Here is a 23,539-nt window from a genome sequence, read left to right on the forward strand (position 1 = left end):
CAGGCTTTTGAACGGCTTGCTCTGCCGTCTTGATAGATTTTATTCCGCCGCTTCGCGGTGCACCTCGATGCCGGCCAGATACTTTTCCGCCTCGAGCGCGGCCATGCAGCCGAGCCCGGCGGCGGTCACCGCCTGGCGGTAGATGTCGTCGGTCACATCGCCGGCGGCGAACACACCGGGCACGTCGGTGCGGGTCGAATTCGGCGCCGTCCACAGATAGCCGTTCGGCTTCTGCTTCAGCTTGCCGGCAAACAGCTCGACCGCCGGCGCATGGCCTATCGCCACGAACACGCCGTCGACCTTGAGATGGCTGATCTCGCCGGTCACCGCATTTCTAAGGTTCAGCCCTTCGACCGAAGGCGGCAGCGGCGTCTTGCCGGGCCGGCCTGTGATCTCGTCTACGATCGTGTCCCAGATGACGCGGACATTGTCCTTCTTCAGCAGCCGCTCACGCAGGATGCGCTCGGCTCGGAAATCGTTGCGCCGATGGATGACCGTCACGCTTTTTGCCAGATTGGAGAGGTAGAGCGCCTCCTCCACCGCCGAATTGCCGCCGCCAATCACCGCGACATCCTTGCCGCGATAGAAGAAGCCGTCGCAGGTGGCGCAGGCCGACACGCCAAAGCCCATGAAGGTCTGTTCGGTCGGAATGCCCAACCATTTCGCCTGCGCGCCGGTCGCGATGATCAGCGCGTCCGCCGTGTAGGTGGTGCCGGAATCGCCCTTGGCGCGGAACGGCCGCACATTGAGATCGACCTCGGTGATGATGTCGTTGATGATGTCGGTACCGACATGCTCGGCCTGCTTCAGCATCTGCTCCATCAGCCACGGACCTTGGATCGGATCGGCGAAGCCGGGATAGTTTTCGACATCGGTGGTGATCATCAACTGGCCGCCCTGCTGCAGGCCGGCGACCAGCGTCGGCTTCAGCATGGCGCGCGCGGCGTAGACCGCAGCCGTATAGCCGGCCGGGCCGGAACCGATGATGAGGACAGGCGCGTGCTTGGTGGTCATGTAAAGCCTCTGCGGGGCAGACAATCGAGTGTGCCTTGGAAAAAGACGTGAAACGGTGCCGGTAATGTAAGGGTTGCCGATCACGCCAGCAAGACGAACAGGCCGTCGTCCCCGGAAAGCTTCGGCCCACAGGCTTATTCGCGTGGGTCGCCGCTTTCGTTGCCGCCTTAAAATCGCCCGACCAAGGGCTGGCATCGACACAAAAGTCGTTTAATGACGAGATCGCGAAAGATTCTTGCGCTTGAGCTGAGACCGCCATGCCCCTGAAAGCCGACCTTGACGCCATCGACTGGAAGATCTTGCGCGAGCTTCAGGCCGACGGGCGCATGACCAATGTCGAACTCTCGAGCCGTGTCGGCATTTCGGCGCCGCCCTGCCTGCGCCGCGTCCGGCGGCTGGAGGAAACCGGCATCATCAGAGGCTATCGCGCTTTGCTCAACGCGCCGGCGCTCGGCATGGATGTCGTCGCCTTCTGCCTGATCGGCCTGCACCACCAGGCCGATGCGGAGCTCAAAACATTCGCCGAGCGCACCCGCGGCTGGCCGATCGTGCGCGACGCGTGGATGGTGTCGGGCGAATCCGACTTCCTGCTGCATTGCGTAGCGAGCGACCTCGGCACGTTCCAGACCTTCGTCATCGAGCAGCTGGCCTCGGCGCCCAATGTCGACACGGTGCGCACCGCACTCACCATCCGCCGCGTCAAGGACGAGGGGCTGGTGGCGTTCTAAGCCACGCCCAACCCTGCGACTACGTCGCACAATCTGCGGTAATCATTACCCGTCATCAGCTTGCGCGTCGTGAAACTGCCATCCGGCGCCTTTTTGTTGAACCTGCCGCCGACCAGCCAGCCTTCTACCAGCCCGGCCCGTCGACCGGCTTCCATATCGTCGGCCTTGTCGCCAATGATGATCGATCGACCAATGTCCACACCCAACAAATCACGAGCACGCAAAAGCATGCCGGGATTGGGCTTGCGCATCGGATGATCGCCTATCGCCAGTTCACCCGTGCTACTCGAATGGTAAGCACAGGCAAGGACCATATCGATATGGCATTGCTCGGCTTCGAGAAGTGCCAGCAGCCGGGCATTCACGGCGGCGAATTCAGGCCACCCAAAGTAGCCGCGCGCAATGCCCGACTGGTTAGACACTATGACCGCAGGAAGGCCGACGATATTGGCGGTTCGGATTACTGGCAGCATTTCCGGCCGTAAGACGATGTCGGCGGGATCGGCGGGATAGCCCGTATCGACATTGATGGTGCCGTCGCGGTCGAGGAACAGCGCCGGTGCGTTGGCTGGAAACACCCGCGAACCGACCCGCTCGACCCACAGGCCGGGCTCAGCCAGCGGGTATGGACCGGAGGCGCCGGTGTCAGCCATCGCTGAGACGCGCTTCGACCACTTCGCACAGATAATGGTAGAGGCAGAGATGCCCCTGCTGGATAATTGGCGTCGAGGTCGAGGGCACGTTGAGCAGGATGTCGGTCAGCGGCTTAAGCTTGCCGCCGGTGTCGCCGGTCAGGCTGATCACCGTCATCTCCATCATCCGCGCCTGTTCGGCGGCGGCAAGGATGCTCGGCGAGTTGCCGCTGGTCGAGATTGCCAAAAGCACGCTGCCGGCCGCGCCATGCGCCTCGACCTGGCGCGAGAACACCGTGTCGAAGCCGTAGTCGTTGCCCCAGGCAGTCAGCACCGCGGCATTCGCCGGCAACGCGATGACATTGTAGGCCTTGCGCTCCTTGAGGAAGCGGCCGACCAGTTCGCCGGCGATGTGGATGGCGTCGCTGGCCGAACCGCCATTGCCGGCAATCAGAAAGGCTTTGCCCGACGAAAGCGCCGTCACCACGGCGCTCGCCGCGCGCTCCATCTCGCTCGTCAGATCGCGCTCGACCATCGCCGTGATCGCGGCCGCCGAGCGGACCAGATAGTCGTTCAGTTCAGACATGAAACCCTCAGTTTGTAGCGCCGCCGGCGCGCAGTTTGCCGATGGTGCCGGTGGTGCTCTTGCCGGCGACGAGATCGACCAGGACCACGCGCCCACCCGCCTTTTGCACCACATCGGCGCCGACCACGGTGTCGATCGTGTAGTCGGCGCCCTTGACCAGTATGTCGGGCAGGAGCGCCTCGATCAGCGCCAGCGGCGTATCCTCCTCGAAGACAACCACGGCATCGACCGACGCCAAGGCAGCGAGCACGCAGGCGCGGTCATGCTGGTCGTTGACCGGGCGCCCTTGCCCTTTCAACCGCCGCACCGAGGCATCACTGTTGAGGCCGAGCACCAGCCGGTCGCACTGGCTGCGCGCCGCGTGCAGCAGGCTGACATGGCCGGCATGGAGGATGTCGAAGCAGCCATTGGTGAAGCCGACGCTCAGGCCCTCCGCCTTCCACGCCGCCACCATGCGCGCAGCCGATGTGGCATCGAGGATGGCATCCTTATGCGCGGTCGGTCCATGCGAGCGGAACAGCGCGCCGGTGAGTTCCTCGACGCTCAGCCGCGCGGTGCCGCGCTTGCCCACCACGACGCCGCCGGCGGCATTGGCGATGGAGGCCGCGGCGGCCGGATCGGCACCCGCCGCCAGCGCCAGCGCGAAGGTCGCGATCACCGTGTCGCCGGCGCCCGAGACGTCGAACACTTCGCGCGCCTGGGTGGCGATGTGGCGCGCCTCTGTGGGGCCGACCACGCTCATGCCCTTTTCGCTGCGTGTCGCGACGACGAAGTCGAAGCCATGCGCCGCAATCAATTCGCGTGCTGCCTCGACAATCTCGTCATCGGCGAAAACCGGATGACCCACGGCTTCGCCAAGCTCCTTGCGGTTGGGGGTGATGGCGGTTGCCCCCGCATAGCGCGCATAGTCGCGTCCTTTGGGGTCGACCAGAACCGGTTTTCCCGCCTCGCGGCAGATGGCGATCAGTTCGGCGGCGACGCCATCGAGCAAGATGCCTTTGCCGTAATCGGACAGGATGACGATATCGGCCAGAGAGAGTGCGTCGCGAAAATGTCGGACCAGGCCTGCCCGCTCCGCCTCGTCCAGCGGCTTGATCTCTTCCTCGTCGAAGCGCAGCACCTGCTGGTTGAGCGCGCTGAAGCGGCTCTTCGACGACGTCATGCGGCCGCTCTCCTGCGCCATGCCTGCCGTGTCGGCGCCGAGCTCGCCAAGCATGCGCACCAGATTGTCACCGGCCACATCGGTACCGATCACCGAGACCGGGATGGCATTGGCGCCCAGCGAGACGATGTTGGCGACGACATTGCCGGCGCCGCCCATCGTCGATGTCTCGCCGCGCCCGTGCAGCACCGGGATGGGCGCTTCCGGCGAGATGCGTTCGATGACGCCGTTGACGAAACGGTCGAGGATGAAGTCGCCGACCACCAGCACGGCGACGTCGCCGAAGCGGGCAATGGCGCGGTGCAGGGGCTCGGGAGAAGGCGGATTGTGCTTGATCATGTCACTGGCAATGCGAGGGAAAGGCCGATCTCAATCACGCTGAAAATTGTCAATTTACGGGCCGGATCGTTCACGGCGAAGCCGATATACCGCAAATCCACGCAGCGCAACGTCAGGCAGCCGTCAGCTCTTCTGCAGCGCGACGTGGACACCCAGTCCAACCAGCACCGCCCCGCCTGCCCGCTGCATCAGGCGCTGCGCCCGACTGGAGCGCTTGAGCCGGCCGATCACCAGCCCGGCGAGCAACACGCAGACGATGTCGGCGGAAGAAAACATCAGATTGACGATGGTGCCCAAAACGACGAACTGCAGCCAGACCGGGAAGCCCGCCGAGGCATCGATGAACTGCGGCAGGAACGCCATGAAGAAGATCGCCGTCTTCGGATTGAGCACTTCGACCGTGATGCTCTCGAAAAACGCGCGGCGCGCCGATTTGCGCTCGATAACAGGCAATGCCGCATCCCCCTCCCCGCGTTTGCGGAACAGGGCGACGCCGAGCCAGATCAGATAGAGCGCGCCGATGAGCTTGACCGCCATATAGAGCGGCGGAACGGCGTGGAACAGCACCGACAGGCCGGCCGCAGCCGCAAAGACATGGACATAACCGCCGAGATGGATGCCAAGCGCAGCCGTCAGCCCCGACCAGCGCCCGCGCGCCATGGTCTGCGCGGCGGCGTAAAGCATGGCCGGACCGGGGATATAGGCGAAGATCGCCGTGGTTACGAAAAACGCAATGAGCAGTTCGGTCGACGGCATTCTTTGTCCTCCTGTCGGCAAAGTATAGAAATCACACCGAACGGGCGCCTGGTTCAGTTCTTTGCGCTGGCTTGCGTCTCAGAATTTCCCAGATTGGAAAACCCGAACGCTGCCACGAGCCGTTTGAAAGTCGGCGTATCCTGCCTTTGGCCGAATGGTCGGACAAGCTGCCAGATGTCCTCGCTATAGAGGAGCAGCATTTCCTCCGTAGCTGCAACGACCTCAATATCGTCCGGAGCCACGTAGAAAGAGATGCCTTGGATCCCGTCGGGAGAAAGCGCCGTGTAATGGACTCGAAACTCGCCTGTGCTAATTTGGATGCCATTCGTGGACGTCCCTTCGTAGGGCTCAGCAATCCGGCAAATGCGTCCTAAAGATGACTGGCGCAACTCTTCGATCGGCTTTCCGCGGTTTTCGTTCGGCAGAGACGAAACCCTTACGTAGGAGCCGATAAACACCGAAGTGCCTTGCCTATCGGTTGGTGTCGTCCCGTAAGAATCTCCTGTCATTCATCTGTCCTTGCTGCTGTCGGTCCGGCTGTTCTATCGACAGCCCCGGCGGCGACAGGTTTAATCACGATCCAACTCTCGAGAGTACTCTTCGAGCATCTCGACATGTTCGGGTGGAGCGTCCTTGGCCGCGTAAGCGCGGCGGCCGTCGTTGACGAAGCGAGCCTCGTAAGCCTCGATGCTCATCAGCACGTATCTCGGCTTGTTGTGACGGGTAATGGAGACGGGGTGCTGGCTGGCAGCCGCAAGCACATCTCCGAGATTCTGTTTCAGATCGGTCGATGGATAGTGTTTCATCACACACTCCGTTTTGTACATAATAGACAAAACAGATAAAGTAGACAAGCACAACTCCGTGAGATTAGGCAACCGCCTGCTTCATCGACAGCCCGGCTAGTCTCCCTTATAAGGACCGGAATCGCAAGCAACCAGAGGCCTTCATGATCATCGTCACGGGCGGCGCCGGCATGATCGGCTCCAACATCGTCGCCGCACTCAACGCCGAAGGCCATGACGACATCCTTGTCGTCGACGACCTCACCGACGGCCACAAGATCGCCAACCTCGCGGACTTGCAGATCGCCGACTATCTCGACAAGGACGAATTCCTGCCGCGCTTCGAGGCGGGCGGCCTCGGCCGCATCGAGGCCGTCTTCCATCAGGGCGCCTGTTCGACCACCACTGAGTGGAACGGTAGGTACATGATGGAGGTGAACTACGAATATTCGAAGCGGCTGCTGCATGCCTGCCAGGCGCTGCGGGTGCCTTTCCTCTATGCCTCGTCGGCATCGGTCTATGGCGGCGGTTCGGAGTTTCGCGAGGACCCGGCGCTCGAGCGGCCGCTCAACGTCTATGCCTATTCGAAGAAACTGTTCGACGAGTATGTCAGGCGAACCGTCTTCGACGCCGATCATTCGCAGGTCGCCGGCCTGCGCTACTTCAACGTCTACGGGCCGCGCGAGGCGCACAAGGGCGCCATGGCGTCCGTCGCCTTCCATTTGTTCAACCAGGTCGAACGCGGTGAGAACCCCAAGCTGTTCGGCGCCTATGACGGTTTCGGGCCGGGCGAGCAGAGCCGCGATTTCATCCATGTCGGAGACGTCGCCGACGTCAATCTGTGGCTGTGGAAGCGCGGCTCGAGCGGCATCTTCAACTGCGGCACCGGCCGCGCCCAGCCGTTTCGCGCCATCGCCGAGACCGTCATCGATACGCTGGGCAAGGGCGAGATCGAGTTCATTGAGTTTCCCGACCATCTCAAGGGCAGCTACCAGAGTTTTACCCAGGCTGATATGTCCCGCTTGCGCGCAGCCGGCTATAACGGGCAATTCCGCAGCGTGGAAACCGGCGTCAGAGACTATGTCGAATGGCTGAAAGCCCAACGATCCTCGTGATCGGCCCACGCTGGGTGGGCGACATGGTCATGGCGCAGTGCCTGTTTTCGGCGCTGAAGGAACTCCATCCCAACGCCGCCATCGACGTGCTGGCCCCGGCTTGGGCCGCCCCGCTGGTCAAGCGCATGCCCGAGATCCGCCAGCAGATCGATTTTCCACTGAAAGCCGGCGCGCTCGAATTCACCATTCGCCGCCGCTTCGGCCGCCTGCTGCGCGGCCGCTACGACATGGCATACGTCCTGCCGGGCAGCTGGAAATCGGCGCTGATCCCGTTCTTTGCCCGCATTCCGCGCCGTTTCGGCAATTTGCGCGAAATGCGCTACGGCCTGCTGACCGACATCGTACCGCTGCCCGATGCCGTCAAACGGCGCACTGCGCAGGCCTATTTCGGTCTCGCCCAGGGCGGACATTTCCGGCCGCCGCGGCTCACTGTCGATGCGGGCAATCAGAACGAGCTTCTGGCCCGCTTCGGTCTGCAGCCGAGAAAATTCGTGGCCCTGATGCCCGGCGCTGAATTCGGCCCGGCCAAGCGCTGGCCGAGCGAAAGCTATGCCGGTCTCGCCCGCGAGATGATGGCAAAGGGATTCAAGGTCGCGCTGTTCGGCTCCAAGAACGATCGCGACGTCACCACCGAGATCGCGGCACTCGCGCCCGGCGTCATCGATCTCGCAGGCAAAACGCGGCTGGAAGACGCCATCGACCTGATCGCCGCTGCCAGGTTGGCTGTATCCAACGACAGTGGGTTGATGCATGTCGCTGCTGCCGTCGGCACGCCGATCGTTGCCGTCTACGGTTCGACCTCGCCGGAAAACACGCCGCCGCTTGCCGAGCAGCGCGAGCTGATCTGGCTGCATTTGTCCTGCTCGCCTTGCCACCAGAAGGTTTGCCCGCTCGGCCATCTCAACTGCCTGAAAACACTCGATGTCGAACGCGTAACTGCGGCGGTCGACCGCTTGCTGGAAATGCCGGCCGTCGCATGAAGGTGCTGATCGTCAAGACATCGTCGATGGGCGACGTCATCCACACTTTTCCCGCCATCGAGGATGCGCGGCGCGCGCGTCCCGACCTTTCCTTCGACTGGTGCGTGGAAGAGGCCTTCGCCGGCATCGTTGCGCTGCATCCGGGGATCCGAACCATCCACAAGGTGGCGATCCGGCGCTGGCGCAAGCGCCTTTTCGACAGCGGTACATGGCGCGAAATGGCCGGCTTGCGCCGGAAACTGCACGCCGGCCAGTACGACCTGATCATCGATGCGCAGGGATTGTTGAAGTCGGCCTTTGTCGCCATCCAGGCTGGCGCGCCGGTTGCCGGTTTCGACCGCGCAAGCGCGCGAGAACCCTCGGCAACGTTGTTTTACCAGCGCAAATACGCTGTGCCGCGCGACCTGCACGCCATCGAACGCACGCGCCGGCTGTTCGGGCTGGCGCTCGGCTACGAGCCCGATCTTTCGAGACTCGAGTCAGGGATTATGCCGCCGCCGGGCGGCCTGGCCGGCATCGGCGGCAAGACCGCCTTCCTGCTGCACGGCACCAGCCGCGAGGACAAGAAATGGCCGGCCGAAGACTGGATCGAAACCGCCCGGCTGCTGGCTGAACGGCAGTTCACGCCGGTCACCACCTGGTCGAACGAGCGCGAGAAGGCCGTGGCCGAGGCGATCGCCGGCGCCGTGCCGTCAACCATCGCAGTGCCAAAATCGCCGCTGGCTGAGATTGCCGCCATCCTTGGCCGCTCGACGCTGGTCATCGGCGCCGACACCGGCCTGACCCACCTTGCCAGCGCCTTTGGTCTGCCGACAGTCGCGGTGTTCCTTGCGACGGAGCCGGGTTTGACCGGCCCACGCGGAGCGTATGCCTCAACGCTGCTTGCCGCGTCAGGTGGCCGCGTAACACCGGCGCAGGTAGTGGCGGAAGCTGAAAAACAGCTGGCGCTCAAATCACGAGCGCCAGCTTAGAGCCTTTCAGAATTATCTGAGGTCCTAGATGAACTGCACCTGGACGATCTCGTAGCCCCGTGCACCGCCCGGCGCATTGACCTCGATGGCGTCGCCGACTTCCTTGCCGATGAGAGCGCGCGCGATCGGCGACGAGATCGAGATACGGCCCGACTTCACGTCCGCTTCCTGGTCGCCGACGATCTGGTAGGTCTTCTTCTCCTCGGTGTCCTCGTCGACCAGCACCACCGTGGCGCCGAACTTGACCTTGTCGCCGCTGAGCTTGGTGACGTCGATCACCTCGGCGCGCGCGATATAATCTTCGAGCTCGTTGACGCGGCCCTCATTGAGGCTCTGCGACTCTTTGGCGGCATGATATTCGGCATTTTCGGACAGGTCGCCATGCGAGCGCGCTTCGGAGATCGCCTCGATGATGCGAGGCCGCTCTTCCTGCTGGCGCCAACGCAGTTCTTCCTTCAATGACGCGAAGCCCTCGCCTGTCATCGGGACCTTGTTCATGATGCCTGACCTTTCCTGCCGCCACCCCCGCGTTTCGGGGAAAGCCTTGTCGATGGGTACAAAAAGAAAACGGGTCCGGCAGCCTCGGGCTAACGGAACCGTTTCACCGCAATTTCCCCTAATATAGCGATCTTCGCGCGCTTTTCACGCTGAAAAAGCGGGCTTTTGAAAAATCATGAGCCGATTGTGCAGTTGCCGCAACGGCATGCGCGCTGAGCTGCGGCCACCACAGCAAAAAGCCGGCTGCGATTGCTCGCAGCCGACCCAAAGAAGCCGTCGGGGTGGGGTTCAGCTTCTCATGAAATGGTAGATCTGTTCGGCCAGCATGCCGTATTCGCGCGAGCCTTTGCCGGTGCGCTTCTCGATTTCGGCCAGCTGCTCCTGCGCGCCGGCCAGGTCGCCGATCTGCAGATGCGCCTCACCGAGATATTCGCGTACCAGCGTGTAATCGGGATTGATGCGCAGCGCTTCCTCGTAATAGCCGAGGCCGACCGTGATGCGGCCGGAATGACGGTGCGAATAGCCGAGATAGTTGAGGATGCGCGGATCCTGCTTGTTCTCGGCAAGGCTGAGCACGGCGATCGCCTCATCATAGCGCCCGGCCATCGCCAGATCGTGGCCGGCCTCGTAGATGTTGTCGTCGTCGAGCATGCCGTACTTCGGCGCGACGCACTTCTTGAGCTTCTTGTCCCAGACCTCGCCCTTCTTGCATTTCGTGCTCCCGCCGTCGCTGCCGCCTCCGCCGCCTTCACCCGCGGTGAATGCGGGCGCCGCAAACAGCGGCAGGGCGGCAACAGCTAGAACTTGAATCAGCAATCGTCTGCGCATCGAAGCCTCCTTGAGGGATAATGATGAAACGCTAACGCCAAGCCGACATCATTTCATCCCGGAAAAGCCGCCGCCAGCAAAACTATTTGCTAAAACCGCTTCAAAAGACAGCCGCGCGAGTCAAAATTCCGCCAGCCATGACGCCAGCCGGCCGAAGGTGACGTGACGTGCGCTGCAAATCCGCTATCATCCGCGAAATGACCAGCGGGAGTGCGCGAGAGTGCAACAGCGCCGTGAACGGGAATGGGAGCTATCGATCGGCCCGGACACCGTGCGGCTGTTCATTCTCAAGGCAAAGGGTCTGAGCGCGGCCGTCAACGAAGACTATACCGACGGCGCCGAGCATGAGGTCGAGTTCGACGGCGACACGCGCGACAATCACCACCATGACGGGCTTGCCGAGGAAAGCTCGGAAAACCTCAGCGAGGAAGAACTGCGCGAACTGATCAACGACCTCAATGTCGACGAAGCGGCCGAACTCATCGCGCTGGCCTGGGTCGGCCGCGGCGACTATGACGCAGCGGAATGGTCCGATGCGGTTGCCGCCGCGCGCGAGCGCGCCAACAAGCGCACGGCAAAATATCTGCTCGGCATGCCGCTCTTGGCCGATTGGCTGGAGGAAGGGCTGGAGGCTATCGGCGCGTAACGCCGGGGTAACCGATCGTGATCGGGCGCTGGCGCTTTCCGGGCAACCTCCGCAAGCCCAAGCCGTTTAGGGCCGATGGCGGCGCTTGTCTTTTCCAGAATGTGCGGGTTGGCGCTGGCCATGGTGGTGGCCGGACTGCTCACGACGCCTGCTGATGCGAAGCATAGACGGCCTCACAAGCCTTCCTGGGTTGAGCAACTGCTGACACAACGGGCCGACCGGCCGTCAAAGCCGCGCAGCAAGTACCGCCTGAAATCGCGCGGCAAGCGGCATATTGCGCCGAGCCAGGCAGAACCGAAAACGCCGGAGCCGCAGCCCTCAGCTGGCGATGTTCCGGTGCCCGAGACGCGCCCCGCGGAAGCGCAGAAAACCGACGCCGCAAAAACCGAAGAGCAAAAGACCGAAGGTCCAAAGACCGCTGCCAAGTTCAATGACGACCGGTTCAATCAAGAAAAATCCCGATTTAAAAAACAGGCGCGGCCCGGACCGTCAGCCCCGAAGCCGTCATTGCCAGAGCCGTCAAACGATACGGAAAGCGAGCCTGAGCCACCGGCAGTGGTGCCGGTTCCGACCGAAAGGCCCGACGCCACAAAGCCGGAGGCAGAGCCGCCGGTCATCGCCGCGCAGCCGCCCGAAAAACCGGCGGATGCCGACGACATGAAGATGCTCCCCGACCCCCGCTCGGCCGATCTGCCCGACGCGAAAATGCCGGCGGAGGAAGTTGCCTGCCGCGAACGACTGAGGGCTCTGGGCGTCGAATTCGAAGGACACCAGGCTGAAAGCAATCCCGACATCGGCTGCTCGATCCCTTATCCGATCATGCTGAAATCACTCGGCAAATCCATCGCCATCGGGCCCGCGACCGAACTCAACTGCCCAATGGCCGAGGCGGCTGCCCGCTTTGCCGCCAATGTCATCCAGCCGGCGGCAAAGGACGAATTCGGCGCCAACCTGAAATCAATCAACCAGGCATCGGCCTTTGTCTGCCGCCCGCGCCACGGCACGCGCAAACTGTCGGAACACGCCTTCGGCAACGCCCTCGACATCGCCAGCTTCACCTTGTCGGACGGCAGGAAGATCGAAGTCGGTCCAACGCCGCCCGAGAAGGACGGCAAATTCCTCAACGCCGTGCGCAAGGCGGCCTGCGGACCGTTCAAGACCGTGCTTGGACCCGGCGCCGACGCCGACCACGCCCTGCATCTCCACCTCGATCTCGAACCGCGCCGGCACGGCGGCACCTTCTGCCAGTAGGCTGGCAGGCTGCCGCATTTCGGCCGCAGGCGTGAACGCATGCGCTGAGTTTTCCTTTACCCTTGATCGTTAAAATGCCGGATATCCGTCAACGGGATTCCGTCAATGGCCGGCAGATTTCGCGCCGTTTTTCTCGCCTCCTTGCGCCAGTCGAAACGCGCGGCGATGGCGGCCTCCGGCCTTGCGCTGGCCGCCGTTTCGGCCTGCAACACCGGCAGCGTGCTGAATTTGCAGCCGGCCGTTGACGTCGGCTCGCAGACTGCGGCCGTCCCGCAGTATGAGGGCATGCAGAAGCTCGTTCCGTCCAATCCCTACATGACCGCCGCCTATCCGCGCATGGACGAGCCGATGTCGGAGCCTGAGCAGATGCCGGCCAGCGAAATCGACTGCCGTAGCGAGTTGAAGCGCCTTCGCGTCGCCTACACCGATGTCCAGCCGATCCATGAAGGACAGTGCGGCATCGACTGGCCGGTCAAGATCTCTTCCATCGCCGGCATCGAGATGAAACCGGCGGCGACGCTGACCTGCAACATGGCGGCCAGCTTTGCCGCCTGGACGAAGAACGAACTGGTTCCCTCGGCCCGCTGGCGCTATTTCTCGGGCGTGAAAACCATCCACCAGGGCTCGAGCTATTCCTGCCGCAACATCGCCGGTGAAGGTGTCTTGTCCGAGCACGGCAAGGGCAATGCGCTCGACGTCATGAGCATCGAGCTCAACAATGGCGACGACATCGACGTGCGCAAGCCGGGCCTGTTCGCCTTCCGCACCCGCGGCTTCCTCAACAATGTGCGCGCCGACGGCTGCCAGTATTTCACCACCGTGCTCGGCCCCGGCTACAATTACGACCACCGCAACCATTTCCATTTCGACATCAAGAACCGCAAGAGCGGCTACCGCGCCTGCCGCTGACGGTATTCGGCTCTCTTTGCCAAAACCCGGTTACGCCGCATAAGGTGAGCCTCACAAGCAGGCGGCGGCAGGTGGGTCGAAAAAGCCTTCGAAGACGCGCAACGATCTGGCTGGCGGCTATCGTGGCTGCCTGGCTGGCGCTTGCCTATGTCGCCGCGCCGGAATTCTGGACGTTTCGCGACCGCGGCTATCGCAAGCAGCCCTTCGAAATGGTGACGCATACGCCGCAAGGCATTCCGGGCGACCCGATCAATGTCGGCCTTGTCGGCAGCGAAAAGGAGCTTGTGCATGCCTTCGCCTTGGCCGGCTGGGACACGGCCGATGGCGTGACGCTGAAAACCGCGATCGAAATCGGTGAAAGCGTGCTGTTCGATCATCCCTATCCCGACGCCCCGGTCAGCCGGCTGCTGTTCGAAGGCCGCGCCCAGGACCTCGCCTTTGAAAAGCCGGTCGGCGGCAGCGCCGACCGGCGTCATCATGTCCGCTTCTGGCGCACCGATGCGACCGGCGACGACGGCCGCCCACTCTGGCTGGGCTCGGCCAGCTTCGATCGCGGCGTTGGTCTCAGCCACGACACCGGCGCCATCACTCACCATATCGGTCCCGACATCGACGCCGAGCGCGATCTCGTGATCCACGACCTGACTGCGGCCGGCATGGTGATCTCGGTGAGCGATATCCCTGGAATCGGCGCCACCAAAGCCGGACGCAATGGCGGCGGCGATCCCTATTTCACCGACGGCAGGGCCATCGTTGGCGTCCTGCGGCAACTGCCGTAAGGTCGGAAAATTTTGAAAATGGCGGCAAGCTGTCCGATGCTTTTGGGCCGTACCGTTGCGAGTTGCCACTGTCATTTTCCAAAAATCATCGCGGACTATTTTCCAGCAGCCCGCCGCAATGCTATTGACCCCTCATGCTATACGTTGAAATCGCGACCGTAGCCGTCCTCATCTGCGTGAACGGCCTTCTGGCAATGTCCGAGCTTGCCATCGTTTCGTCACGGCCAGCCCGCCTCAAGGCGATGATCGACCGCAACATAAAGGGCGCCGGGCGCGCGCTGGCGCTTGGCTCCAATCCCGGCAAATTCCTGTCCTCGGTGCAGATCGGCATCACGCTGGTCGGGGTCCTGTCCGGCGCCTTTTCCGGCGCCACGCTGGGCGAGCGGCTGGCGCAGTTCCTGGCCGCCAACGGCATGCGCGAGACCATCGCCGATCCGCTCGGCGTCGGCATTGTCGTCGCCATCATCACCTATTTCTCGCTGATCGTCGGCGAACTGGTGCCCAAGCAGATCGCGCTGCGCGATCCCGAGCGGGTCGCCGTGAGGGCGGCGCCTGCGATGACCGTCCTCGCCACCGTTTCGGCGCCGCTGGTCTTCCTGCTCGACATTTCCGGCCGCGCCATATTGTGGCTGCTTGGCCAGCGCGGCGAGAGCGGGGATAAGGTTACCGACGAGGAGATCAAGATGCTCGTCGCCGAAGCCGAGCATCACGGCACCATTGAATCCGACGAGCGCCGCATGATCGCCGGCGTCATGCGGCTTGGCGATCGCGCCGTGCGCGCGGTGATGACGCCGCGCACCGAGGTCGACTGGATCAATCTGCAGTCCGACGAGGCCGCCATCCGCAAGCTTCTCATGGACTCCCAGCATTCGCGCCTTCCCGCCGGCGATGGCGGCGTCGATGTCATGGTTGGCGTCGTCCAGACGCGTGACGTGCTGGCTGCGATCCTTGCCGGCCGCCCGCTCGACCCGCGCAAGCACGTGCGCGCCGCCCCCATCGTCTATGACCAGGCCGACGCGCTGGACGTGCTGCAAAAGCTGAAGGATTCCGACGTGCCGATGGCGCTGGTGCATGACGAATACGGCCATTTCGAAGGCATCGTTACTCCCGCCGACATTCTCGAAGCCATCACCGGTGTCTTCCGCGCCGACCTCGACGCCGGCGAGGAGGAAAACGCCGTCAAGCGCGAGGACGGTTCATGGCTGCTCGCCGGTTACATGCAGGCCGACGAGATGGCGGAGGTTCTCGGCATAGACCTGCCGGAGAACCGCGACTACGAAACCGTAGCAGGCTATGTTCTGTCGCATATGCACCATTTGCCGGCGACGGGTGAATGCGTCGATGCGCAAGGCTGGCGCTTCGAGGTCGTCGACCTCGACGGCCGCCGCATCGACAAGCTGATCGCCACCCGCCTGCCCAGCGGTCATCGCGAAGTGGTGCGCTGACAACAGCGCCCCTTCACACCGCGGCTTCGATCGGTTCGGCAAGTCTGGGATTTGAGCGCGAGGCGATCAGGCAACTGGCGACGATCAGGGCCGCACCCGCCAGTGTGGTCCAGGTCGCCGCCTCGTCGAAGAACAGCCAGCCAAACACGATCGCCCAGATGAAGGCCGAGTATTCCGTCGGAATCAGATATTGCGCTTCTGCCCGCGCATAGGACCAGCTCATCAAGAACTGGCCGGAGAGCGACAGTGCCGTCACGCCAGCCAGGGGAAGCCAGAGATTGCCCGGCAGGGAAACCGCCAGCCAAGGCGCGGCGGGGAGAAGGACGGCGGCAACGCACAGGTTCTGAAACAGCATGATCTCGACCGGCTTTGCCACCAGCGCCTGGCGCCGCGAGAGGATCAGATTGTAGGCGTAGAACACCGTCGATGCGAGCACAGCCACCGTGCCAAGCAAAGCATCCCCGGTATAGTTCCCTTGCCCGAATTGTCCCGCCATGATGATGACGACACCGGCAATGCCCGCCAGCGACGCCCAGATCGCCCGACGCTGTATGCGTTCGCCCAAGAGCAGCGCGGCCAGCAGAAGAGCAAACAGCGGTGCGACGAAACTAAGCCCGATGCCATCCGCCAGCGGCAGCCTGGCAAGCCCCCAGAAGAACGACAGCAGGACGATACCGACGACGATGGCACGCAGCGCATGCAGCTTGAGCACGGAAGGCGTGGGAAGCGTGCGCGGCCCCGCCGCCCAGGCCGTGCCCGCAACCACGGTCGCCAGCATGCTGCGCCACAGCACGGTGTTGTAGACGCCGACGGCGATAACCAGGCTCTTCATCGCCGCGTCCATCGCCGACAACAGGAAAATGGCAAGCGCGCAGACCAGCACCGGGATCATCGGCGAAACGGCGTTTGTCGTGCTGGGTGACTTCACTGATATCGCTCATGTGACGGATTCCAGCCGGATATATCAGGCCCAAACGGCAGGGCCAGATGGCAGCCCCGGCCCGTAGTGCGGGCCAGTGCGGCCTTCGCGGATCGATCCATGATCGCACGGCGACCCACCAGCGATACTTAATTCAAAGCTTATATTTATACTGCTTATATGTCGAGATTCTAATGTTGCATGGAAGTAACGGCAGAAAATATTCAGTAACGAACACTTCAACTGCAAGACACGAATCAAACCTGGAGTTAACCTATTGACGGTTTGGTCGGCGCGAGCCACCGCAGGCATTCGGCGTTCAGTTAGGGCATCATTCAATGAGAGCAAGCAGTGGCACGATTGCGTCTGGGCGCATTCGGGGTAGGACGCTCCTTGCGGGCGCGAGCGGCGCGGCGATCGCCTGCATGCTTCCAGGCGCCGCCTCGGCCGCGACCTATTTGGTCAGCACTGACGCCGAGTTGCGCGCTGCCATCACTGCGGCGAATGGAAACGCCGATTCCAGCTCGACGATTGTCATGACCGCCAGCTTTGCCACGGGTAGCGGTTCACTGCCGGTACCGACCAAGTCGATCACGATCGACACGCAAGGTTTCACGCTTTCGGGCGCGGCGAGCAGCGGCGTCCCGATCATAGGCACCGGCGCCGTCAGGACACTGGTGGGCACGTTCATGGGCACCAGCGGCGGGAGTTCAGGGGCGGGGCTGCAAATCCGGAACGGGGCGTCGGTTACGAATATGGGCCTCGTCCAGGGCGCAACAGCCTCTACAGGAAATGGAGGTGCTGGCGTCGATTTCGGCGGCCCTGGCGCCGCCACTACCTTAACCAATCACGGAACGATCCGCGGTGGGCCAACCGCAAGCGGGATCGGAGGCGTCGGCATGCTGGTGCGAAGCGGCGCCGGCCAGATCATCAACACCGGCACGATCGAAGGGGGCGGCGCCGGTGGAAGCGCGATTGTGGGCACCGCCAGCGCCGTGATGGATATCGTCAACAGCGGCATAATCCGGGCCGGCGCCGGCGCCGACGCAATCGGGTGGAGTACCACGCCGACGACGGGCGTAATCCACCTGGAGCTGCAGGACGGCTCGCAAATCTTTGGCAATGTGGTGGCGAACGCGACGGCGACCACGGATCGCCTTCGGCTCAGCGGAACGGGCTTCTCGATCCTGGATGGTTCGATCGGTGCCGCCGGGCAATACCGGAACTTCGATATTCTCGAGAAGACCGGCAGCGGCACCTGGGCGCTGACCGCGGACAACACCGCCACCGAAAGCTGGACGATCAGCCAGGGCACGTTGCAGATCGGCAATGGCGGCACATCGGGGAGCATCCTCGGCAACGTCGCCAACAACGCCACTTTGGCCTTCGACCGCTCCGACACCTACATTTATGCCGGCATCATCTCCGGCAGCGGCGCTGTGAACCAGATCGGCACCGGCACGACGGTGCTGACCGGCGACAACACCTATGACGGCGGCACGACCATCTCCGCCGGCACGCTGCAGCTCGGCAATGGCGGCACGACTGGATCGATCATCGGTGACGTGACCGACAACGGAACCCTCGCCTTCGACCGCTCCGATACCTACACCTTTGCCGGCATCATCTCCGGCAGCGGTGTTGTAAACCAGATCGGCACCGGCACGACAGTGCTCACCGGCGACAGCACCTATGCCGGCGGCACCACGATCTCGGCTGGCACATTGCAGCTCGGCAATGGCGGGACGACTGGATCGATCATCGGTGACGTGACCGACAACGGCACCCTCGCCTTCGACCGCTCCGACGATGCGACGTTCGCCGGCACGATTTCCGGCAGCGGCGCGGTGGTCCAGCAAGGTTCAGGCACAACGATCCTGACGGCCGACAGCAGCTACGCCGGCGGCACGACGATCTCGGCTGGCACATTGCAGCTCGGCAATGGTGGCATGTCGGGCTCGATAACAGGCAACGTCACCAACAACGGCACCCTCGTCTTCGACCGCTCCAACGGCTTGATTCTTGCCGGCGTCATCTCGGGCAGCGGCGGCGTGGTGCAACAGGGTTCCAGCACCACGGCCCTGACCGGCGACAACACTTACAGCGGCGGCACGACGATCTCGGCCGGCACCTTGCAACTCGGCAATCGCGGCACATCTGGCTCGATAACAGGCGACGTCACCAACAATGGCACGCTCGCCTTCTACCGCACTGACAACTATACCTTTGCCGGCACCATCTCCGGCAGCGGTGCGGTGAGCCAGTTGGGGTCCGGCACCACGATCCTGACCGCCGACAACACCTATGCCGGCGTCACAACGATTTCAGCCGGCACGCTGCAACTCGGCAATGGCGGCACGTCAGGCTCGATCGCCGGCAATGTCACTGACAACGGGACGCTTGCCTTCAATCGTTCCGATGCCGTGACCTTTGCCGGCGTCATCTCCGGCAGCGGCGCGGTCGTGCAGCAGGGCACCGGCAGCACGACGCTGACCGGCGCAAACACCTACAGCGGCGGCACGACGGTCTCGGCCGGCACGCTGATCGGCCAGGCAACGAGCTTCGGCACCGGCAACATCCTGAACGATGCCACGCTCGTCTTCGACCAGCCGACCGATGCCAGCTTTGCCGCCATCATCGACGGCACCGGCACACTCACCAAGAGGGGTGCCGGCAATCTCAACCTCACCGGCATCAACACGCTGAGCGGCGCGACCACGATCGAGGCCGGCAAGCTCTCGGTCAACGGCTCGCTCGCCAATTCGGCCGTCACCATTCTCAGCGGCGGCGCGCTTGGCGGCAACGGAACCGTGGGCAACACCACGCTGCAGGCCGGCGGCGTGATCGCGCCCGGCAATTCGATCGGCCTGCTGACGGTGCAGGGCAATTTCGTCGGCGCCGGCGGCACGGTCGAGATCGAAGCCATACTTGACGGTGATGCCTCCCCAACCGACAAGCTGGTCATCACCGGCGACACGTCGGGCACCGCCAACGTCAAGGTGATCGGCATCGGCGGGTTGGGCGGGCAGACCGTCAACGGCATCAAGATCATCGATGTCGGCGGCGCGTCGGCCGGCACTTTCAACCTGCAGGGCGACTACGTCTTCGAGGGCGACCAGGCCGTGGTGGCCGGCGCCTATGCCTACCGTCTCTATCAGAACGGCGTCTCGACGCCGGATGATGGCGACTGGTATCTGCGCTCCGCGCTGATCGACGACCCGACATCGCCGCTCTACGCGCCCACCGTTCCGATCTACGAGGCTTACGCCGGCGTGCTGCAGAGCTTCAACCAGCCGGGCACGCTGCAGCAGCGGGTCGGCAACCGCTCGTGGGCGCCGCAATCGGCGGGCGCCGAGGCAGGCAACCCGATCTGGGGCCGCATCGAGGCGGCGCACAGCCAATTCGATCCCGGCACGAGTACGACCGGAACCGACTATGATGCCGACCTCTGGAAGCTGCAGGCGGGTCTCGATGTCCTGCTCTCCGAAACGGCAGCCGGCGTCGTGGTCGGCGGCGTGACCGTTCACTACGGCACGGTGAAGTCCGATGTCGCCTCGGGGTTCGGCGTCGGCTCGATCGACACGACCGGCTATGGCGTTGGCGGCACGCTGACCTGGTATGGCAAGAACGGTTTTTATGTCGACACGCAGGCGGAACTCACCTGGTTCGACAGCGACCTCGAGTCCGCGACGCTGGGCCGACGCCTCGCCGACGGCAACAACGGCTTCGGCTATGGCCTCGGCATCGAGGCCGGACAGAAGATCGCTCTTCAAGGCAGATGGTCGCTGACCCCGCAGGCGCAGCTCAGCTATGCCTCGGTCGATTTCGACACCTTCACCGATCCCTTCGGCGCCGTCGTTTCCAACGGCAGCAGCGACAGCCTGACCGGCCGCCTCGGCCTGTCGGCCGACTATGAGAACGAGTGGAAGAACAAGGCCGGTCAGTCGAGCCGCTCGCACGTCTATGGCATCGCTAACCTCTATTACGACTTCCTCGACGGCACCGATGTCGGCGTGTCCGATGTAGCCTCCTCCACCAGGCTGGTCAGCAAGCCGCAGCCGCTATGGGGCGGACTCGGCCTCGGCGGCTCGCTGAGCTGGGCCGATGACCGTTACGCCGTCCATGGCGAGGTGCTGGCGCGCTCGAGCCTGGAAGATTTCGGCGACAGCTACGCCGTCGGCGGCTCGTTGGGTTTCAAGATGAAGTGGTAGGCAGGCAACAGCCAGCATGGTCGACGGCAGCTGCAGTGAGATGGTGCTGGCAGTCGGTTTCGTTGTCAGCCTTTCTCACCTATGATTGATCCGACGCAAATGTGGGAAATGCCGCCAAAGCCTCTATATCGATAGTCATGGATGCATCGAACGAACACGCGCTGAATGACGAGTTGCTCCAAGACATCCAGCGCCTGTCCTTCGAGTATTTTCTCAACGAGGCCAACCCTGCCAACGGCCTAGTCGCCGACCGCAACACGTCGGCGTCGCCTGCCAGCATAGCCGCCGTCGGTCTCGCTCTGTCGTCCTATCCCGTCGGTGTCGAGCGCGGTTTCATGACGCGCGCCGCTGCAATTGAGCGGACGCTCGCCACGCTCCGCTTCTTCTGGAACGCCCCGCATGGACCGGAGCCTGATGCTACCGGCTACAAGGGTTTTTACTATCATTTCCTTGACATGAAGACCGGCCGCCGCGTCTGGAGCTGCGAGCTGTCCACGGTCGATACCGCACTTCTGCTGGCCGGCGTTCTGGCCGCCGGCGCCTATTTCGGCGAAGACGATGAATCCGAACTGGAAATCCGCCGGCTGGCCGATGCGCTCTACCGCCGCGCCGACTGGCGCTGGGCACAAAATGGCGGCGCCACCGTCACTCATGGCTGGCGGCCTGAAAAGGGCTTCCTCCGCTACCGCTGGGAAGGATTTGATGAGGCGCTGATCCTGTACGTGCTTGGATTGGGATCACCGACCCACTCGCTGCCGCCCGAGAGCTATGCGGCATGGCTGTCCACCTACAAGTGGAAGACAATCTACGGCCGCGAGCTGGTCTATGCCGGCCCGCTTTTCATCCACCAGTTCTCGCATATCTGGATCGATTTTCGCCGCATCCGCGATGCCTTCATGCGCGACCACGACAGCGATTATTTCCACAACAGCCGCCAGGCGACCTATCTGCAGCGTGACTATGCCATCCGCAATCCGAAGGGACTGACCGGCTATGGCGAGAACTGCTGGGGTGTCACCGCCAGCGACGGCCCAGGCCCGACACAGCGTGAAATGCGGTTCAATGGCCGCCGATTCTTCGGCTATCTCGCCCGCGGCGCGCCTTTCGGTCCTGACGACGGCACGCTGTCGCCATGGGCCGCGATCGCCTCCCTCCCCTTTGCGCCGGAGATCGTGCTGCCGGCGCTGCGCCATTTTCACGAGATGGACTTGCTTGTGGGCAATCCTTACGGCTTCGCCGCAAGCTTCAATCCGACCATCGCTGCCGCCGACGGCCGCGCCTGCGGCTGGGTATCGCCGGACCATGTCGGCATCAATCAGGGGCCGATCGCCCTGATGATCGAGAACTACCGGTCGGACTTCCTGTGGAGCATGATGCGCCGCGTGCCGGCCATCGTCACGGGATTGCGTCGGGCCGGTTTTTCCGGTGGCTGGCTGTGACGGGCCGCCGGCGCGATTAATTGAGCAAGAAACTCAAGACACCAACGGATTCGCGGAATGAAAAAGGGCGGCGCAAGCGCCGCCCTTCGGGAAGATGTTATCCTTGGGAGGAAAAGGCTCAAGCCGCCTGGGCTTCGCCGGCAATCGCGTCGGCCTGACGCGCAGCCTTGAGCACGCGGGCCCACCAGGCGACGTCGTTGACCAGCGCAGCACCGGCCTGGTTCAGATGCTCGATGTCTTCCAGCTTCTTCTCGCCCTGGCGTACCGCCAGGAAATCGCCCCAGGCGATGTGGACGGCGGACTTGACCGGCGCCATCTGCAGTTCGACGGCGGCAAGGCGCAGATGTTCGACAGCACGCGAGCCGCCGACGCTGCCATAGCCGACGAAGCCGGCCGGCTTCTTGTTCCATTCATTGGCGGCGTAATCGATGGCGTTCTTCAGCACGGCCGTCGGCCCATGATTGTATTCGGCGGCGGTGAAGATGAAGCCGTCGAACTCGGCAACCTTCTTCTGCCAGCGCTGCGCAACCTCGTTCTGCGAGGGCGCCCAGGCGGACGAAGCAACTTCGTCGAAGAAGGGCAGCGGCCAGTCGCGCAGGTCGACGATCTCGACATCGATGTCGGCATGCGACTTGGCGATCTTGGCGATCCACTGGGCGGGCACGTCGGCGAAGCGGGCGGCGCGGGTCGAACCGACGACGATGGCGATTTTGGGCTTGGACATGGGGCTCTCCATATATGTAAAAGCTGGTATCGTTTGGATACCGGCGCTATATGAGATACTGTCAAACCACTGCGCAAGGAGGCACCGTTTTGTTACTGAGGCACCCGCACAACACCGAAGACTGCCGCGCCGTCTCGGAAATCCTGCAGCGCATCGGTGACAAATGGACCGTCCTGGTCGTCGGCAAGCTCGGCGCCGGGCCGTTGCGTTTCAATGAATTGCGCGCTGCTGTCGGCGGCATTTCGCAGAAGATGTTGACCACCACTTTGCGCGGTCTGGAGCGCGATGGCTTCGTCACCCGAACCGTATTCCCGACCATCCCGCCACGCGTCGATTATGAGCTGACAGAGCTCGGCCACGAGCTACTGGTGCCGGTCGGCGCCCTCGGTCTCTGGGCGCGCAAGAACACCAGCAGAGTTCAGGAAGCGCGCGCGAAATTCGACGATTTGAACGGCTGAAAGCCTTGCTGCGCAAGGGTTTTGCTCTTGAAGACACGGTTCGGGTTCAACCGAGTCGCCTTGCACGCCGTCACGACCAACGGCAGCGTTTGGTTCGCGGCGCATCATCGTTTGAGGCTGACAAGCGTCTTGCGCTGAGGGACCCTCAGGCCTTTGGTGCGAGGGTGCTGCAACACACAGCGCCACACGTCTGGACGTTTGCAGCCCGCCGGGCAGTCCGCTGGTCGCCGACGGTCCGGTCATGCATGCAGGCGACACTTGGAAGCTCTTTCCTGATCTCGGTATAGGCGGTCGTGCCAAGCAGACAGATCACTGCGACAAGGGCCGCCACGAGCCAGCCGTTCAGCATATGTTGACGCATTGT

The 23,539-nt window shown here is 63.2% G+C and carries 25 protein-coding genes; 12 read left to right on the forward strand and 13 right to left on the reverse strand.

Annotation, left to right across the window (positions count from 1 at the left end):
- Nucleotides 1-39: 39 nt before the first annotated feature.
- The gene (gene trxB / locus ACWGTI_RS01845) at nt 40-1,014 is read right to left on the reverse strand and encodes a thioredoxin-disulfide reductase (RefSeq protein WP_454585544.1); all 975 of its coding nucleotides are present in this window, start codon (nt 1,012-1,014) and stop codon (nt 40-42) included.
- Between the two features lie 257 nt (nt 1,015-1,271).
- Between trxB and ACWGTI_RS01850 the strand changes: the two genes are divergently transcribed.
- The gene (locus ACWGTI_RS01850) at nt 1,272-1,742 is read left to right on the forward strand and encodes an Lrp/AsnC family transcriptional regulator (RefSeq protein WP_454585545.1); all 471 of its coding nucleotides are present in this window, start codon (nt 1,272-1,274) and stop codon (nt 1,740-1,742) included.
- Here ACWGTI_RS01850 and ACWGTI_RS01855 read toward each other — a convergent pair.
- The 6 genes from ACWGTI_RS01855 to ACWGTI_RS01880 form a co-directional block, all read right to left on the reverse strand.
- Nucleotides 1,739-2,395, reverse strand: a complete 657-nt coding sequence (locus ACWGTI_RS01855) for a D-glycero-alpha-D-manno-heptose-1,7-bisphosphate 7-phosphatase (protein WP_454585546.1) — start codon at nt 2,393-2,395, stop codon at nt 1,739-1,741. The two genes, ACWGTI_RS01850 and ACWGTI_RS01855, sit on opposite strands and share 4 nt — an antisense overlap.
- Nucleotides 2,388-2,960: a D-sedoheptulose-7-phosphate isomerase gene (locus ACWGTI_RS01860; protein WP_454585547.1), complete on the reverse strand. Its 573-nt coding sequence runs from the start codon at nt 2,958-2,960 to the stop codon at nt 2,388-2,390. Before ACWGTI_RS01860 ends, ACWGTI_RS01855 begins: the two co-directional genes overlap by 8 nt.
- A gap of 7 nt (nt 2,961-2,967) precedes the next feature.
- Nucleotides 2,968-4,461 (reverse strand): D-glycero-beta-D-manno-heptose-7-phosphate kinase, encoded by a 1,494-nt coding sequence (rfaE1, locus tag ACWGTI_RS01865; RefSeq protein WP_454585548.1) that lies wholly within the window; start codon nt 4,459-4,461, stop codon nt 2,968-2,970.
- A gap of 123 nt (nt 4,462-4,584) precedes the next feature.
- Complete coding sequence (locus tag ACWGTI_RS01870) at nt 4,585-5,217, reverse strand: LysE family translocator (RefSeq protein WP_454585549.1); 633 nt, start codon at nt 5,215-5,217, stop codon at nt 4,585-4,587.
- A 53-nt stretch (nt 5,218-5,270) separates the two neighbouring features.
- Nucleotides 5,271-5,726, reverse strand: a complete 456-nt coding sequence (locus ACWGTI_RS01875; protein WP_454585550.1) for a hypothetical protein — start codon at nt 5,724-5,726, stop codon at nt 5,271-5,273.
- 60 nt (nt 5,727-5,786) lie between these two features.
- On the reverse strand, nt 5,787-6,023 hold the full coding sequence (locus tag ACWGTI_RS01880; protein ID WP_454585551.1) for a type II toxin-antitoxin system Phd/YefM family antitoxin: 237 nt from the start codon (nt 6,021-6,023) through the stop codon (nt 5,787-5,789).
- Nucleotides 6,024-6,166: 143 nt separating this feature from the next.
- Between ACWGTI_RS01880 and rfaD the strand changes: the two genes are divergently transcribed.
- Genes rfaD through waaC form a run of 3 tightly spaced genes read left to right on the forward strand, consistent with a single transcriptional unit; the run spans nt 6,167 to nt 9,068 of the window.
- Nucleotides 6,167-7,117 carry an ADP-glyceromanno-heptose 6-epimerase gene (gene rfaD, locus ACWGTI_RS01885; RefSeq protein ID WP_454585552.1) on the forward strand — a complete coding sequence of 317 codons (951 nt, stop codon included), beginning with the start codon at nt 6,167-6,169 and terminating at the stop codon, nt 7,115-7,117.
- Complete coding sequence (gene waaF, locus ACWGTI_RS01890; protein WP_454585553.1) at nt 7,090-8,097, forward strand: lipopolysaccharide heptosyltransferase II; 1,008 nt, start codon at nt 7,090-7,092, stop codon at nt 8,095-8,097. The genes rfaD and waaF overlap by 28 nt, the downstream gene beginning before the upstream one ends.
- The gene (gene waaC / locus ACWGTI_RS01895) at nt 8,094-9,068 is read left to right on the forward strand and encodes a lipopolysaccharide heptosyltransferase I (RefSeq protein ID WP_454585554.1); all 975 of its coding nucleotides are present in this window, start codon (nt 8,094-8,096) and stop codon (nt 9,066-9,068) included. Before waaF ends, waaC begins: the two co-directional genes overlap by 4 nt.
- A gap of 24 nt (nt 9,069-9,092) precedes the next feature.
- On the opposite strand, the gene greA is transcribed toward waaC, so the two are convergent.
- Complete coding sequence (gene greA, locus ACWGTI_RS01900; protein ID WP_181058741.1) at nt 9,093-9,566, reverse strand: transcription elongation factor GreA; 474 nt, start codon at nt 9,564-9,566, stop codon at nt 9,093-9,095.
- Between the two features lie 288 nt (nt 9,567-9,854).
- Complete coding sequence (locus ACWGTI_RS01905) at nt 9,855-10,394, reverse strand: tetratricopeptide repeat protein (RefSeq protein ID WP_454585555.1); 540 nt, start codon at nt 10,392-10,394, stop codon at nt 9,855-9,857.
- Nucleotides 10,395-10,614: 220 nt separating this feature from the next.
- On the opposite strand from ACWGTI_RS01905, the gene ACWGTI_RS01910 reads away from it, so the two are divergent.
- Entirely contained in the window at nt 10,615-11,040 is a 426-nt protein-coding gene (locus ACWGTI_RS01910) for a DUF3775 domain-containing protein (protein WP_454585556.1), read from the forward strand.
- Between the two features lie 318 nt (nt 11,041-11,358).
- On the opposite strand, the gene ACWGTI_RS01915 is transcribed toward ACWGTI_RS01910, so the two are convergent.
- Nucleotides 11,359-11,490, reverse strand: coding sequence for a hypothetical protein (locus tag ACWGTI_RS01915; protein WP_454585557.1), 132 nt, complete (start codon nt 11,488-11,490; stop codon nt 11,359-11,361).
- A gap of 57 nt (nt 11,491-11,547) precedes the next feature.
- Between ACWGTI_RS01915 and ACWGTI_RS01920 the strand changes: the two genes are divergently transcribed.
- The 4 genes from ACWGTI_RS01920 to ACWGTI_RS01935 all read left to right on the forward strand — a co-directional run bounded on the left by ACWGTI_RS01920 (nt 11,548) and on the right by ACWGTI_RS01935 (nt 15,424).
- Nucleotides 11,548-12,291, forward strand: a complete 744-nt coding sequence (locus ACWGTI_RS01920; protein WP_454585558.1) for an extensin-like domain-containing protein — start codon at nt 11,548-11,550, stop codon at nt 12,289-12,291.
- A gap of 105 nt (nt 12,292-12,396) precedes the next feature.
- On the forward strand, nt 12,397-13,200 hold the full coding sequence (locus tag ACWGTI_RS01925) for an extensin-like domain-containing protein (protein WP_454585559.1): 804 nt from the start codon (nt 12,397-12,399) through the stop codon (nt 13,198-13,200).
- Between the two features lie 71 nt (nt 13,201-13,271).
- Nucleotides 13,272-13,979: an LssY C-terminal domain-containing protein gene (locus ACWGTI_RS01930; RefSeq protein ID WP_454585560.1), complete on the forward strand. Its 708-nt coding sequence runs from the start codon at nt 13,272-13,274 to the stop codon at nt 13,977-13,979.
- A gap of 134 nt (nt 13,980-14,113) precedes the next feature.
- A complete protein-coding gene (locus tag ACWGTI_RS01935; protein WP_454585561.1) occupies nt 14,114-15,424 on the forward strand; it encodes a hemolysin family protein in 1,311 nt (436 codons plus the stop codon).
- 13 nt (nt 15,425-15,437) lie between these two features.
- Here ACWGTI_RS01935 and ACWGTI_RS01940 read toward each other — a convergent pair whose 3' ends face one another.
- Nucleotides 15,438-16,316: a DMT family transporter gene (locus ACWGTI_RS01940; protein ID WP_454586463.1), complete on the reverse strand. Its 879-nt coding sequence runs from the start codon at nt 16,314-16,316 to the stop codon at nt 15,438-15,440.
- A gap of 481 nt (nt 16,317-16,797) precedes the next feature.
- The gene (locus tag ACWGTI_RS01945) at nt 16,798-17,034 is read right to left on the reverse strand and encodes a hypothetical protein (protein WP_454585562.1); all 237 of its coding nucleotides are present in this window, start codon (nt 17,032-17,034) and stop codon (nt 16,798-16,800) included.
- A gap of 208 nt (nt 17,035-17,242) precedes the next feature.
- Here ACWGTI_RS01945 and ACWGTI_RS01950 point away from each other — a divergent pair, with 208 nt between their 5' ends.
- Entirely contained in the window at nt 17,243-20,554 is a 3,312-nt protein-coding gene (locus tag ACWGTI_RS01950) for an autotransporter outer membrane beta-barrel domain-containing protein (protein ID WP_454585563.1), read from the forward strand.
- Nucleotides 20,555-20,691: 137 nt separating this feature from the next.
- Complete coding sequence (locus ACWGTI_RS01955; protein ID WP_454585564.1) at nt 20,692-21,993, forward strand: glucoamylase family protein; 1,302 nt, start codon at nt 20,692-20,694, stop codon at nt 21,991-21,993.
- 118 nt (nt 21,994-22,111) lie between these two features.
- Here ACWGTI_RS01955 and ACWGTI_RS01960 read toward each other — a convergent pair whose 3' ends face one another.
- Nucleotides 22,112-22,717, reverse strand: a complete 606-nt coding sequence (locus ACWGTI_RS01960; RefSeq protein ID WP_454585565.1) for an NADPH-dependent FMN reductase — start codon at nt 22,715-22,717, stop codon at nt 22,112-22,114.
- Between the two features lie 89 nt (nt 22,718-22,806).
- Here ACWGTI_RS01960 and ACWGTI_RS01965 point away from each other — a divergent pair, with 89 nt between their 5' ends.
- The gene (locus tag ACWGTI_RS01965) at nt 22,807-23,175 is read left to right on the forward strand and encodes a winged helix-turn-helix transcriptional regulator (RefSeq protein WP_454585566.1); all 369 of its coding nucleotides are present in this window, start codon (nt 22,807-22,809) and stop codon (nt 23,173-23,175) included.
- Nucleotides 23,176-23,539: the final 364 nt, after the last annotated feature.

It is taken from the genome of Mesorhizobium sp. ArgA1, assembly GCF_053714375.1.

What these genes read in the sequence shown, in the direction of transcription:
- ACWGTI_RS01925 (WP_454585559.1), top strand. Translation starts at nt 12,397, where the DNA reads ATGGCCGGCAGATTTCGCGCCGTTTTTCTCGCCTCCTTGCGCCAGTCG.
- waaF (WP_454585553.1), top strand. Translation starts at nt 7,090, where the DNA reads ATGGCTGAAAGCCCAACGATCCTCGTGATCGGCCCACGCTGGGTGGGC.
- ACWGTI_RS01850 (WP_454585545.1), top strand. Translation starts at nt 1,272, where the DNA reads ATGCCCCTGAAAGCCGACCTTGACGCCATCGACTGGAAGATCTTGCGC.
- ACWGTI_RS01875 (WP_454585550.1), bottom strand. Translation starts at nt 5,726, where the DNA reads ATGACAGGAGATTCTTACGGGACGACACCAACCGATAGGCAAGGCACT.
- ACWGTI_RS01935 (WP_454585561.1), top strand. Translation starts at nt 14,114, where the DNA reads ATGCTATACGTTGAAATCGCGACCGTAGCCGTCCTCATCTGCGTGAAC.
- ACWGTI_RS01950 (WP_454585563.1), top strand. Translation starts at nt 17,243, where the DNA reads ATGCTGGTGCGAAGCGGCGCCGGCCAGATCATCAACACCGGCACGATC.
- waaC (WP_454585554.1), top strand. Translation starts at nt 8,094, where the DNA reads ATGAAGGTGCTGATCGTCAAGACATCGTCGATGGGCGACGTCATCCAC.
- ACWGTI_RS01880 (WP_454585551.1), bottom strand. Translation starts at nt 6,023, where the DNA reads ATGAAACACTATCCATCGACCGATCTGAAACAGAATCTCGGAGATGTG.
- ACWGTI_RS01945 (WP_454585562.1), bottom strand. Translation starts at nt 17,034, where the DNA reads ATGAACGTGCCCACCAGTGTCCTGACGGCGCCGGTGCCTATGATCGGG.
- rfaD (WP_454585552.1), top strand. Translation starts at nt 6,167, where the DNA reads ATGATCATCGTCACGGGCGGCGCCGGCATGATCGGCTCCAACATCGTC.
- trxB (WP_454585544.1), bottom strand. Translation starts at nt 1,014, where the DNA reads ATGACCACCAAGCACGCGCCTGTCCTCATCATCGGTTCCGGCCCGGCC.
- ACWGTI_RS01855 (WP_454585546.1), bottom strand. Translation starts at nt 2,395, where the DNA reads ATGGCTGACACCGGCGCCTCCGGTCCATACCCGCTGGCTGAGCCCGGC.
- ACWGTI_RS01905 (WP_454585555.1), bottom strand. Translation starts at nt 10,394, where the DNA reads ATGCGCAGACGATTGCTGATTCAAGTTCTAGCTGTTGCCGCCCTGCCG.
- ACWGTI_RS01955 (WP_454585564.1), top strand. Translation starts at nt 20,692, where the DNA reads ATGGATGCATCGAACGAACACGCGCTGAATGACGAGTTGCTCCAAGAC.
- greA (WP_181058741.1), bottom strand. Translation starts at nt 9,566, where the DNA reads ATGAACAAGGTCCCGATGACAGGCGAGGGCTTCGCGTCATTGAAGGAA.
- ACWGTI_RS01940 (WP_454586463.1), bottom strand. Translation starts at nt 16,316, where the DNA reads ATGATCCCGGTGCTGGTCTGCGCGCTTGCCATTTTCCTGTTGTCGGCG.
- rfaE1 (WP_454585548.1), bottom strand. Translation starts at nt 4,461, where the DNA reads ATGATCAAGCACAATCCGCCTTCTCCCGAGCCCCTGCACCGCGCCATT.
- ACWGTI_RS01870 (WP_454585549.1), bottom strand. Translation starts at nt 5,217, where the DNA reads ATGCCGTCGACCGAACTGCTCATTGCGTTTTTCGTAACCACGGCGATC.
- ACWGTI_RS01960 (WP_454585565.1), bottom strand. Translation starts at nt 22,717, where the DNA reads ATGTCCAAGCCCAAAATCGCCATCGTCGTCGGTTCGACCCGCGCCGCC.
- ACWGTI_RS01860 (WP_454585547.1), bottom strand. Translation starts at nt 2,960, where the DNA reads ATGTCTGAACTGAACGACTATCTGGTCCGCTCGGCGGCCGCGATCACG.